General features: G+C 66.4%; 8 protein-coding genes and 2 pseudogenes. 4 read left to right on the forward strand and 6 right to left on the reverse strand.

Annotation, left to right across the window (positions count from 1 at the left end):
• Positions 1 to 177: 177 nt before the first annotated feature.
• Positions 178 to 321, reverse strand: a complete 144-nt coding sequence (locus ACZ7NC_RS42725) for a hypothetical protein (RefSeq protein ID WP_471497277.1) — start codon at positions 319 to 321, stop codon at positions 178 to 180.
• Between the two features lie 405 nt (positions 322 to 726).
• Here ACZ7NC_RS42725 and ACZ7NC_RS42730 point away from each other — a divergent pair, with 405 nt between their 5' ends.
• Positions 727 to 1,278, forward strand: a complete 552-nt coding sequence (locus tag ACZ7NC_RS42730) for a hypothetical protein (protein WP_471497279.1) — start codon at positions 727 to 729, stop codon at positions 1,276 to 1,278.
• A gap of 1,094 nt (positions 1,279 to 2,372) precedes the next feature.
• Here ACZ7NC_RS42730 and ACZ7NC_RS42735 read toward each other — a convergent pair.
• A complete protein-coding gene (locus tag ACZ7NC_RS42735) occupies positions 2,373 to 3,077 on the reverse strand; it encodes a winged helix-turn-helix domain-containing protein (RefSeq protein WP_471497282.1) in 705 nt (234 codons plus the stop codon).
• Positions 3,078 to 4,056: 979 nt separating this feature from the next.
• On the opposite strand from ACZ7NC_RS42735, the pseudogene ACZ7NC_RS42740 reads away from it, so the two are divergent.
• The 3 genes and pseudogenes from ACZ7NC_RS42740 to ACZ7NC_RS42750 form a co-directional block, all read left to right on the forward strand.
• A pseudogene (locus ACZ7NC_RS42740) lies at positions 4,057 to 4,216 on the forward strand (helix-turn-helix domain-containing protein); the annotation flags it as partial.
• 115 nt (positions 4,217 to 4,331) lie between these two features.
• Positions 4,332 to 6,365: a hypothetical protein gene (locus ACZ7NC_RS42745; RefSeq protein ID WP_471497284.1), complete on the forward strand. Its 2,034-nt coding sequence runs from the start codon at positions 4,332 to 4,334 to the stop codon at positions 6,363 to 6,365.
• 70 nt (positions 6,366 to 6,435) lie between these two features.
• A complete protein-coding gene (locus ACZ7NC_RS42750; RefSeq protein WP_471497292.1) occupies positions 6,436 to 7,020 on the forward strand; it encodes a transposase family protein in 585 nt (194 codons plus the stop codon).
• On the opposite strand, the pseudogene ACZ7NC_RS42755 reads toward ACZ7NC_RS42750, so the two are convergent.
• From ACZ7NC_RS42755 to ACZ7NC_RS42770, 4 genes and pseudogenes are all read right to left on the reverse strand, one after another.
• Positions 6,991 to 7,172: pseudogene (locus ACZ7NC_RS42755) on the reverse strand (transposase); the annotation flags it as partial. The gene ACZ7NC_RS42750 and the pseudogene ACZ7NC_RS42755 overlap by 30 nt on opposite strands.
• Positions 7,173 to 7,403: 231 nt before the next feature.
• Positions 7,404 to 7,943: a carboxymuconolactone decarboxylase family protein gene (locus ACZ7NC_RS42760; protein WP_471497286.1), complete on the reverse strand. Its 540-nt coding sequence runs from the start codon at positions 7,941 to 7,943 to the stop codon at positions 7,404 to 7,406.
• Between the two features lie 487 nt (positions 7,944 to 8,430).
• On the reverse strand, positions 8,431 to 9,258 hold the full coding sequence (locus ACZ7NC_RS42765) for an alpha/beta fold hydrolase (protein WP_471497288.1): 828 nt from the start codon (positions 9,256 to 9,258) through the stop codon (positions 8,431 to 8,433).
• A complete protein-coding gene (locus ACZ7NC_RS42770) occupies positions 9,255 to 12,089 on the reverse strand; it encodes a type I polyketide synthase (RefSeq protein WP_471497290.1) in 2,835 nt (944 codons plus the stop codon). Before ACZ7NC_RS42770 ends, ACZ7NC_RS42765 begins: the two co-directional genes overlap by 4 nt.
• Between the last annotated feature and the right edge of the window lie 61 nt (positions 12,090 to 12,150).

The raw sequence follows: 12,150 nt of genomic DNA on the forward strand, positions 1-12,150 counted from the left end.
GACCGCAGCCAATCGGCACCAGGTATGCGAACCCGTGAAGTGGTACGGAAAGCAACCCACGTGGTGCCGAACCAACTCACAACCAGATCACTAGGCGGTGGTCCCCTGCTACCCGACAGTCGAACGACCTTGTGGATGACTCCTCAGCGGTCGCCGCAGGCTCAGCGGCCAGTGGGCTCAGCGCGCGAACGGCCCGCCCAGTCGCACATACGACAGCTTCAACGACGTCACGGAGTACGACTTGGAGCCCGTCGTCGTGATTCCCGAGCCGGAGCCCTTCAGCAGGTGGACAAGGCCCCAGCGGTCCTCATAGCCCAGCATCTCCCCCCTTCAGACCCCGGCCGTTACCAACTTGCCGCAAACGAGTACCGAGCCGCGATGGCCGAACGCTTCCGTACCCGGAGGCAGGTCACCGGCTGCCCCACGACCGTCTGACAGCGGCCGGCGAACGGCAGAATCACACCCGGGCAACCCTCAACACCAGCCACCCCCACAACGGACAGTGCCCCCTCAACCGGTTGGACTAGGGCGACGCCATCGACACTGATTCTTCGGCCGGCCGACCCGTTACAAAATCCGGCGTCGCCACTCAGTGAACGGGAGGCCTAGCTCTGTCGCCCGCAAGTGCCAGTACGAGCTGCAGAGGACTATCGTGATATTCACCCCATAGCAATACGAACGGTCTCCGCTCTCCGGGGTGAAGGCCCCACAGCAATGGAGTCCAACGTGAAGTCGTTATCCACTTCCAGTGCTTCCCAGCGGCAAGGCTGCATGATCGGCCTGTTCTGGGTCGAAGCAGATGAGGCATACTTGGGCATACCGTCCTTCACCCCGGCGTCGGGCTTAGTGCTGTCGCCTGCCGGGCTGCGGACCCTGGAGCCCGAGCGGCGGGCATGGACCTGGTCCGATGTGTCGGATCTGAAGGTGGTCGACGTGCCGGTCCGCTCGGCAACCGAACGGTGGACGGTACGCGTGACCGCCGTGGCGGCGGCGGCCATCGTGGGCCTATTGGGCGGCTGGTGGAACAGCACACCGAAAGAGATGACCATACAAGTCGGCACGGTGGAGGGTGCCGTCGAGATACCGGTCGTTTCAGGAGCCGGGACAGCGTACTCTCCACGAGAGGTCGGGCTGTCGCGCGCACTGCTCGCGCAATTCGTCCAGGGCAGCATCTCACCCGCGGTCATGACCGACTGGTGGAAACAGGAGCGGCCTTCCAAAATCTTACGGTCACTTCAGCGAGAGGCCGTCCTCGAAGGCTGGCTGGCCACAGCGTGAAGCACCATTCCCGCGGCGCACACCCAGATGATCTCTTGTTCCAGGGGTGTCGGGTCGCGCCAGGGGATGGTCGCTTTGCCGGTAAGAGCCTCCGTCAGTAGGTCAGCCGCAGTCCCACGCTCCGGCGTCTGTTCATGGGCAGACGGACGCCCCGCGGGCTGCCAGCCCGCCGGTGGGCGCCGACAACCAGCGGTCCGGCAACGGTGGTAGCCAGGGCGGCAGAGCCGGCGGTGGTAATGCGGCACCGGCTACCTCGTCCATGTCAGCCCTCACGAGCCAAGGCCCGTTCGGCCTGGCACGGCTCGGCAATGGGCAGCAGAACCAGTTGCCCGCTCTCCACAAGCCTCGGTTCCTGCTCCTGCAGCGCCGCCGGCTGCGACCCGGGCTCCTGTTTCTGCCCCTGCTCCGGCTGCTCCTGTCTCAGCTTCTGCTGTGCCTATGGAGCGGCCGGTGGAGGCACTGGTGACTCCGGCCGAGGCTCCTGCTCAGGTTGAGACTGCGCCTATGGAGCAGCCGACGCAGCCGGAAGCGGAGTTGCCTCAAGCGCAGCTGGCTCCGGCAGAACAGCAAGTGCATCAGCCTTCGCCGGTGGAGGCACCGGTCACTGCGGAAGTACCGCCTCCGGTAGATACTTTCGCTGGTGATGACGTGGGAAGCAGCGGTTCGTGGTGATGCTTTCGCCATGACGCCGTTATCCAGAGACAGCGCGGGGATGCCGGGCGGTGTTCCCGCGCAGGCCTGCTGCCCCCAGGTGTCCCAACTCTACGAACGGCTCATGTAACGCTCCGAAGCGCTGATTACCTGGGCCGCGATCACACTCATGAGCAGGCGGATCCTCCGTGCAAGCTCCCGCAGAAGCGGGCGGTCGGCATCCCACTAATCCGACCGCGACTGATCATTCACAGACAGAGCCATCACCTTGGCCCTGCTCTGCACCATTCCCCCGACGCCCAGAATCCTCGAGCCTCTCGCCGCCAGAGCCCGGGCCGCCTCACCAGGGTCGCGCGCCGCGGAACGCGATGTACAAAACTCCACGCAGGAGATGCGGCGCCTTCTTGATCTTGCTGAGCGCTGCTTCGGCGGCCTCCGCCAGCTCACGAATCGAACGGAATGCACGGTTCGCGAGGAGATCGTTGACGATCTTCCACCGGAGCTCCATCGGGTTCAGCTCTGGGGGCGTACGGCGGCAGCTGGACGATCCGCAGCCAGCGCTCCTGCCCTTGGCTCCCCTCGCGCACCTCGGCGACGGTGTGACAGGAGCAGTTGTCCCGCGTGAGCGTGAGGGGGTCGCCGAGTCGGGCGTGCAGCATGGTCAGCAGGAACGAGAAGTGCTCCTTGGTGTACTCCTTGCCGCTCTTGTGCCACACGAGCTGTCGCGGCTCGAAGCGGGGCGGTAGGCGACGAACGACACCACGTTCTCCCGGCTCCCGCGGTGCCGCGTTCAGTTTGATCACCGGGGTGACGCCCTGCCGCCCCAGGTGCGACGCATCACCCCGGCAAGCGCTGCCCCAGCCTCGTCGTCGAAGACGATCCAGCGCCGCTCGCGGACGCTTGCCCGGATGGGACACCGCCGGCCACGTCTCCGTGAGCCATGCGGCGATCGCCTCCTCGCCGCGTTGAACCGCCTGCGTCTTCGGGATCTGCCGCGACCAGCCCAGAGCGTCCATGAGGAAGTACACGCCCGGCACAGTGAAGCGCACCCCAAACTTCTCCTCGATCACACGTGCGATGCGCGACAGCGTCCAGCCCTGGCCCTCCCGGCCGTGTGTCGACGCTCCCAGCCGCAGCTCGCGCAGCAACTCCTGCTCCTGCTGCGGCGTCAGATACGAGCGGGACCCGTTCGGCCACGCCACCAGCGCCTCACGACCGGCCTCCCGCCACGCCGCATGCCACTGCCCGGCCGCCTGCCGGGACCCCCAACAACCAGGCCACCCGCACCTGCCTCACACCCCCGTTCGAGCAGATCGGCATCCTGCATCCGCCGCGCTTCCCGCTCAGCCGGCCTCCAACGCGTGCCATTCGAAGTCCCCATACCGCTCCTATGCCCGCCCTGACAGATCGTCGAGAGCGGCCTTAAAGATCAGTAATAGTAGGTGCATGGGCCCGCCTCACCTCGAGGAGCACCCTGGGACGAGCACCGCCGGCGATCCTGAGCGGACCCCCCTCCGTGGACCCCTCCGGCACCCCTCCGCGCCCCGCCAGCAAGGGCCCAACGTTTCGGCAGGTCAGCCCCGACGGTCACAGGGGCGCCGCAGGTGCAACAACCCTCATGTCCAAAGGCATCCTCTGCGCGAGTACGCCGCCGGGCTGCACCGATGCCGGCGCAAGCCGGGTGATAAATGGCAACACACCGCCAGGTCATGCCCTCGGTGGAGCATCGCAGCTCAAAATGCCTCAATGCCCGAATGGAACTCTCATATCGCCACATGTGATCATGGGAGGGGCATGAAGGGCTTGCGTAGCGTCGGCACAGCCCAGAGATTGCTCGCCTCCTTCGCCCGGATCTCACCCCGCTTCCGCCCCACCGCCACTTCACGCCCGCCTCCGACTATCGTCCCGAAATGACGCAACGTCACACCGTCTGGCGACACGATCACCTGGTGTCACCGTCTGCCACAGCGGCCGTCTGACCAGGCGCAGCCAGCGCCACGGCATGCCTCAACTCGCCTACCCCACCGGCAACTTGACAAGTCCTCCTGAACGACAACCCCGTTGGGTGTCCGCCGCGTTGGGGGTCAAGCCCGGTCGGAGAAGCACCACGGCATCATCGCTGCCGCGTTGGTTCTGCGTCCTGCCGCGCTAGACCTGCCCCACCCCCTGGTCGAGTGGGTTCCCAGCGCACCAGAATGCGCTGGTCGGCCGCATGTACCTGCGCAGGCACGGCACCCTCGCCCAGTTCGCTGCCGGATTCGGCATCTCCACCGGCGCCGCCCACGCCAGTCCCCGGGAACGAGGACCTGGGCAGCACCTATTTGTCAGTCTCGGCTCAAGAAGTGTGGGCGCGGCGGAGATAGCGTGCGGCTGTGAGACATGGCTGCGGTTTGGGAGATTTCATGGGTTTGCATAGGTTAGTGGCTTTTGCTGCCTCGTTGTCGTTGGCGGCTGTGTCGTTGGTCGGAGTATCGGCGCCTTCGGCTGCCGCGCTGACCGATCCGGTTGCGATGACGGCGGATGAGCTGCCGACGTGGCAGACCAACGGCGTCGTGTGGGCGATGGCGCAGACCGGCGGGGTCGTGTTCACCGGCGGTACGTTCTCCGCCATCAGGCCGCCGGGCGCACCGGCCGGTACTGAGGAGCGCCCTGTGGTGAACTTTGCGGCCCTGGACGCGGCCACGGGTAGGCCCACGTCCTGCGAGTTGTCGTTCACGGTCGGGGACGGTCTGGCCACGGTGCGGGCGCTGGCGGTGTCCCCGGACCACAAGACGCTGTACGCGGGCGGCAGGTTCGGGACCGTCAACGGTGTCAAGGTCAGCAACGCGGCCGCCATCGACATCGCCACCTGCACGACCAGGACTGTTTTCCGACCGTTGGTGAACGCTACAGTGCGGGCCTTGGCCGTCACGGACGACGACGTCTACCTCGGCGGAGACTTCACCACCGTCGGCGGCCAGGCCCGCCGCTCGTTCGCCTCCGTCACGCGCGCCTCCGGCCAGGTGCGTCCCTGGACGGCGAATGCCGACCGGCCCGGCCGGGCCATCGAGGTGACTCCGGACCGCAACAACGTCATCCTCGGCGGGGACTTCTTCCTCCTCAACGGCGCCGACTCGCACGCCCTCGCCGTCGTCAACAGCCGGGACGGTGCGCTCGCCAAGGCGTATCCCGTGGGTTTCCTTCCCGCGCCTACCGTGGTCAAGGACATCGACACCGACGCCACCGGCTTCTACACGGCTCAAGAGGGCAATCCCGTGGAGGGCCGGATGGCCTTCAACCTCTCCGACTTCAACGAGCGCTGGCGCGACCCCTGCCTGGGCGCCACCCAGGCAGTCCATGTCTACAAAGCCGTGCTGTATTCCGGCTCGCACGCTCATGACTGCACCGGCCTGGCATTTACGGAACTGCATGAGCGTCAGCACCTGTTGGCCCAGTCGGTCACCGACCCCAAGCTTCTGGGCTGGTTCCCCGATACCAACGAAGGCCTGGGCGAGATGATCGGGCCGCGCGTGATCACGACCGCCTCCTCGAAAGGCACCGACTACGTGTGGGTCGGCGGAGACTTCACCACGGTCAACAACAAGCGGCAGCAGGGGCTGACCCGCTTCGCCAACCGTCCGGACACCGGCGCCCCGTCAGTGCCACAGGCCGGAGCCTCCAGCACCACTCCGGGCCAGGTCGACGTGCGCTGGCAGTCCAGCCTCGACCTCGACGATAGCGACCTGACGTACCGTGTCTACCGCAACGACTCCGAGAAACCAATCCATACGGTCACCGGCTCCTCGGTCTTCTGGGACCGCCCGCAGCTGACCTTCACCGACACCGACGTCGCCCCCAATTCCACCTACACCTACCGGCTCACCGCCCGCGACGGCAGCGGGAACACAAGCGCTCCGTCAGTACCCGTCACGGTCACGGCGACCGCGGTCACACACACCGCTCTCTACCGCTGCTACCACCCCGGCAACGGCCACCACATCACCACCGCCGACCCCAACTGCGAGGGCTACCCCACCAAAGACCGGCCCCTTGGCAGCATCCCGGCCCAGCAGGCTTCGGACACCGTCCCCCTTTACCGCTGCTACAACCCGGGCAACGCCGACCACATCGACACGCGCGACCCCAACTGTGAGGGGTATCCCCACAAGGACGGCGTCCTCGGCCACATCTACACCACGCAAGTTGCCGGCTCCGTCCCCCTCTACCGCTGCTACCACCCCGGCAACGGCGACCACATCACCACCGCCGACCCCAACTGCGAGGGCTACCCGGGCAAAGACGGGCCTCTTGGCTACGCCATAGCGGACGAGATACAACCGGCCCAGGCCGCACCTGACAACCAAGACCAGACGAAGCCGGCCGAGGCAAAGCCCGACGGCCTGCCCAACCTCGGTGAACCAGAGGCCGGTTGGCACCCGGGCAACGAGTACGAGTAGGTCCGTGAACACGCCCGCCGCCCGAGCGGCGAACACCTATCGGGCCGGTGGGGTCCTCAAGCTGGTGACGATGGTGATCGTCGCGTGTGACGGTGACCGTACGTGCAAGCTGCGCCCCACGAGCGGGCCCGGGTGCAAAGTGGTCTACCTGCGCAAGCGCGACACCTTCGAACAGCTCGCGGCCGGCTTCGCCATCGGAACGGCGACAGCCTGGCGTTACGTATTCACCTCGGTCAATGCCGTCTACGGACGGGGCGCCGACCCGCGCGTTGCGATCGGTCAAGACCATCATCGGTCACTCCGCGCCGGTCTCGGGTCTGGGCAGCATGCCCAAGGCCGTCCAGGCGCTCCGGTGCGGGCAGCTCCGCCCAACGTGAACTTCCGGGAAGGGAGCACCTACAATTCCGCTGCCGTCGCGGCTGTTCGTTCCTGCCGACGTCACTGCGTGGCCGGTGGCGGACAGGCCACGCCTGGTGGCGGTGTGCTCTTACAGTGTGTCTGGCACCAACGCCCACCTCATTCTCGAACAGGCCCCCGCCACAGCGAAGAAGCGGCCCCGGCCGGCGCGAACCAACGGCACGGCGCCAGCGCCGAGGATGCGACGCGGATGTTCATGATCTCCGCAGGGCGGCAGTTGGCGCCATGCACAGCCTGACGTGGCAACGAACACAATCGGGGCCAAGACCTCCCGATCGCCATGAGACCGACGACGGCCGCCACCCTGCGGACGGGCTGGCGTCCGAGCACCCGCTGGAACAGCTCCCACAGACCGTCCGGCACCAACCGCTCGGCAAGCTCACTCGCCACAGGGCCAGCATCCCGCGAGATCACACCAAGAAATGACTTGGTTGACGCTCCCTCTGCCGGCCGTCGAGCTGCGGGCTCCCGCTGGCTGCGGCGCGCACATGCCCACCTGTAGAGGGGCGGCTGTCTGGTGATTAATGATCGATGTTCTGCCTGTCGACTGGTTCTCGAGGCAGGAGGGACACGGCCCTTCAATTGATACGCCCAGTACCTGGCGGTGGGCGATTCTGGCTTTTAGATAGGTCTGTTGGCGATTGCGATGAATCGTTCGCCAGCTGGGTCGAAGTCCACCGCGAGCCCGTTCATCAGCCCAGCAAGCATGGTGTAGTAGCCGACGGTAATGGTGATTTCGACGATTTGCTGGTCAGTGTAGGCCTGCTGCAGGGCCGCGAGAGCGGCGGGTGAAAGGGTGTGGGAAGTGATTAGGTCTGCCGCAGCGTTGAGAACTGCTGATTCCTCAGGCGTGAAATGACGAGGGTCGCAGGGGCTCACCGCTGCGATAGTGGCGAGTTGGTCAGGGGTCACACCAGCATTCAGCGCTATCGGCGTGTGCTGAATGGCCTCGTAGCGGCACTGGGTGCGGGCTGCGACAGTCATGATGAGCATCTCTCGGAGCTTGGGTGGAAGCGCAGTGCCGCCGAGGATGGCCAGGGCTAGGTCGATGGTGGGCCCGGTCAGGGCTGGGCTGTGGGAGAGCATGCGGAAGGCGTTGAGCGGCGCGGGTAACCGGCCTAGGCCAGTGTCCGACTGTGCGGGGTAGGGGATGCGGGCCATCGTGGCCTCCTAGGCGGGGATGGTTGGGGTCTATCAGTCATGCGGGGCCAGCGCGTGGGGTCACCATGGTTTGACCGAGCAAGGTCCGCGTAAGTGGGAACGGGCGCTTGCCGAGGCGGTCCGCATGGCCGAACAGGTCGAGGACTTAGTTGGTGTGGAGGACACGGAAGGAACGGTTGCCTTCGGGTCCACGGTCTTCTAGTAGCCGTCATTCATCTCTTCGCGTCGGCTGACATGACTCGTCTAACGGCCGATGGGAGGCGCGGGATGTGGTGGATCATGGCGATGCTCTGTTGTCCGTACCTGGCCAACTGATATGGCGGTGTTGCAGCTTTGTCGCGAATGCACACACTGGGGGCGGTGGTTTGGACGACACCTGGTCGGCCTGGCGGCCTTGACTCCTTTGATGCGACTGGTTTCGCGTTGCGTAGGTCCATCACAACGTCGAGCATGGCTCTGCTGGATGAGACCTGCGGGCAGGGAGCGTCTACGGGCGGGTACGGGCAGATTGGCGTGGCAGTGCGGCGGTGAAGTCGCTGACCTCCTGGATGAACCGTTCGAAGGCGGAACGGTGGATCTCGTGGGGTACGCCCGGGAGGTCCCGGGCTGTGCTGCCGGGCGGCAGAAGATTGCACGCGCGGAGGAAGTCTGCAGGCTCCAGTAAGCCTCCGTGGCGGGGGTCCGCGCGCAGCAGCCGGGTGGGCACAGCTACGTGGCGGAAGAGTGGCAGCAGCGGGCCGGTGGACGCACCGTCGGTGGCCAGGGCATGGATGACTGTGGGCTCTGCTTGAGACAGGTCGGTGGCGAGGGTGCGCACATCGGTGGGGTGCCAGCCGGGGTGGACTGCCGCCACCGTTTCCAGCAAGGCCTCAGGGGGCAGTGCGCTGGCGCGGACCAGGTCACGGATGTGGTCGCGCAACGGATCGGCGGATACCTGTGGTGGCGGGTCTTCCAGGAGAAGCCCGGAGACGTTCGCGCCCTGCTGGGCAGCGAGTACCAGGGAAACTGCTGCTCCCCAGGAGTGACCGATGAGCAGCGGACGGTGCAGTTGGAGGGCGGCGATGAAGTCAGCCACGTCGGCCGCTGCTGCGGAGAGCCCGTATGCACCAGCGGGCGGTCGGATGCTGCCCCCGTGGCCGCGCAGGTCGAGGGCGTATACACGCATATTTTTGGCGAGTTGGGGGCCCACCCGGTTCCAGCTTGCGCAGGTCGCGGCGTTGCCGTGTAGCAGCACTGCTGCAGGCCCTGCGTCGCCCCAGGTGCGGAAGCGGAAGACCCCGGCGGGCAGCGCGATAGTGTGTGTCTGTTCGCTCACTCGGACCTTCCGGATTCGTCATCGGACTGTGCGGCGGAGCTCAGTCTGGCGTGCAAGTAACTGCTGAGCCTCGCGATGGTCGGGTGTTGCCAGATCGCGGTGAGCGGAATCGACACCCCGGTCGACTGCTGTAGCCGGTCGCGGTAGGCCGCCGCGTGAAGGGAGTCCAACCCTAGGTCGGCGAAGGCGGCGGAAGGGTGAATGCGACGGTTCCTCAACTGCAGCAGTTCGCGCAACTGCGCGGTGACCAGTTCCTCTGCTGTCTGGCGCTTGCCGTCCCTGACTGGCAAACCCTGGGGCAGGGCGGATGACTCTCCGTGCGCCTGGGACGTCTGCGTGGCTTGGGCATCGTTGCGACCGCCGGCACCTGCGCGCACGGCGCCCAGGTCGATCAGCAGGTTGTGTCGCTCCCAGCTGGTGGTTGGTGGCTCTACCAGGTGGCCGTCAGCCAGCCACTGCTGCCACTGGACGGGCTGTCCTGTGCAGTGCAATCGGGCAGCCGTGGCCCAGAGTTGATCGGTGGCGTGATGCTCGGCGCGGAGTGTCGGCAGCACCGCCGCATCGTGGATTCCAAGCGCCTCCAGCGTCCACAGCAGTGGGCGTACCGCGACAGGGTTGGGCGATATTTCCACAAAGACCCTGAAGCCGTCCCTGGTCAGCGCCTCCGTGGCAGCTGAGGCTCGCACTGGGCGCCCGACGTTGGCCGCCCAGTACCGTCCGTCGAAGCGGGGCTGGTCATGTGGGTCATCCAGCACAGTCGTGTAGAAGGGGATCTGGGGGGTGCGCGGTGCAAGGTCGTCCAGGGCTTGCTCCATGTCTGCCAGCAGTGGCTGGGCCAGGCGGCAGTGAGAAGGGAAGTCGACGGCTACCCGCCGGGTGGCGGTTCCCCGGCTTGTCCAGTACTCCACCAGCCGCTCCACATCGCGGACGGCGCCACCAATCACCGTAGAGCTCGGGGCGGCCAGCACCGCGACGTCGGCTTCCGCTTGTGCCTCGGCAATGTCCCGTGCCACCTGGTCGGGGGGTAACTGGACGGCGACCATTATCCCCGTTCCGGCTCGTGCCTGCGGTACGCACAGCCGGGAGCGTCGGCATATCACCTTCACGCCGTCCTCGAGGCTCAGCGCTCCTGACACTACCGCCGCGGCCACTTCACCCATCGAGTGGCCGACCACCGCCGACGGGCCCATTCCGCGCGCCTGCAAGGCTGCAGCCAGTCCCACCTGCACGGTGAAGATCATGGGCTGCACGAGGTCGAACTGGCTGACTTCGATGCCATTCCGTAGCACTTGATACGGCGAGAACCCTGACTCGGCGACCACGAGCGGATCAGCTTGGGCCACCATGGCCGCGAACTCCGGTACGTCGTCGAGGAGTTCGCGCGCCATGCCAGGCCACTGCGAGCCGTGGCCGCTGAATACCCACACTGGCCCAAGGCTGTCCTCGCGGGCCCAGTCCCCCGTCACTAGTGGATCGGCGTGCCCGCTTAACCAGCCCTCCAACCGCGTCGAGAGTTCCTCCCGGGAGCGAGCCACCACTGCCAGGCGCTCCGCGGAATGCGAGCGGCGCAGCGCCAGTGTGTGGGCAACGTCGTTGAGGGACTGCTCGCGTCCCGCCGACTCCAGCCACTGATCAAGACGTCCGGCTGCCGTCTCCAGGGCTGGTGCGCTGGCGGCCGACAGAACGAATACCCGAGGCCGTTCGGTCTCTGGCACCGCTACGTGGGGGCGGTCGGCGTCAGGCGCCTGGCCTACTATGGCGTGCGTGTTCGTACCCGCCACCCCATACGAGCAGACCCCGGCCAGGCGTGGCCCCTGTGGCCAGGACACCGCCTCTACGGGCACGTACAGACCACTGTCGGCTGGGTTGATGCCTGACTGCCACGAACGGAAGTGCGGGGTGGGAGGAATCGCCCCGTGACGCACTGCGAGAACCGCCTTCAGCAGCCCCGCCAAGCCAGCGGCCGACTCGGTGTGCCCTACATTGGCTTTGACCGAACCCAGCGCACACGGACCCCCACGCCCATAGACTGCCGACAGCGAGGCGAACTCGATACGGTCACCGGTCGGTGTGCCGGGGCCGTGTGCCTCCACCATCGCCACGTCCTCGGCGCGCACCCCGGCGACCGTCAGTGCCGTCCGACACACCTCCTGCTGTGCTATGCCGGACGGCATGGTAAAGCGGGATGTGGTGCCGTCATGGTTTGTCGCAGTACCCCGCACCACCGCAAGTGCCCGGTCACCGTCGAGGATGGCGTCGGCAAGTCGCTTGAGGACGAGGACGACGCCGCCTTCGGCCCGTACGTACCCGTCGGCGCCGTCGTCGAAGGGGCGGCACCGTCCCGTTGGTGACAAGACGCCCAGCTCGTTGTAGGCGGCAGTCGTCCTGGGACTCAGAAGGAGATTCACCGCTCCGACGAACGCAAGCGAACACTCACCTTCACGTAGACTCCGGCACGCCAGGTGTACCGTGGCCAGGCCGGACGAGCAGGCCGTGTCCACTGCCATGCTCGGACCACGCAGTCCCAAGGCATGCGAGATCCGCCCGGCAGAGGAGGCGTACATGTTGCCGGTCACGGCATACGGCCCGCCTCCTGACGGCAGCCAGTGCACGTACGCACTGTGATCGGAATTGCATAGACCCGTAAATACCCCTGCATCCACACCTGCCAGTGCCCCGGGTGGCAGGCCGGCATGTTCGCTGGCCTCCCAGGCAAGTTCAAGGAGCAGTCGCTGCTGCGGATCGATAGTTACGGCCTCCCGCCTGCTTATCCCGAAGAACTCGGCGTCAAACGCGCCTAGTGGCTCATCCAGGAACCCTCCCTCCCACACCAGTGGACGGGAAGCCTGGGCAACGAGCGCAGCCAGCTCCGCTGGATCCCCGCGCCCGTCC

The organism is Streptomyces sp. NPDC111802, from assembly GCF_055634335.1.

Excerpts from the sequence above, each read along its gene's own strand:
- ACZ7NC_RS42745 (WP_471497284.1), top strand. The coding sequence starts at position 4,332 with ATGGGTTTGCATAGGTTAGTGGCTTTTGCTGCCTCGTTGTCGTTGGCG.
- ACZ7NC_RS42725 (WP_471497277.1), bottom strand. The coding sequence starts at position 321 with ATGCTGGGCTATGAGGACCGCTGGGGCCTTGTCCACCTGCTGAAGGGC.
- ACZ7NC_RS42750 (WP_471497292.1), top strand. The coding sequence starts at position 6,436 with ATGGTGATCGTCGCGTGTGACGGTGACCGTACGTGCAAGCTGCGCCCC.
- ACZ7NC_RS42760 (WP_471497286.1), bottom strand. The coding sequence starts at position 7,943 with ATGGCCCGCATCCCCTACCCCGCACAGTCGGACACTGGCCTAGGCCGG.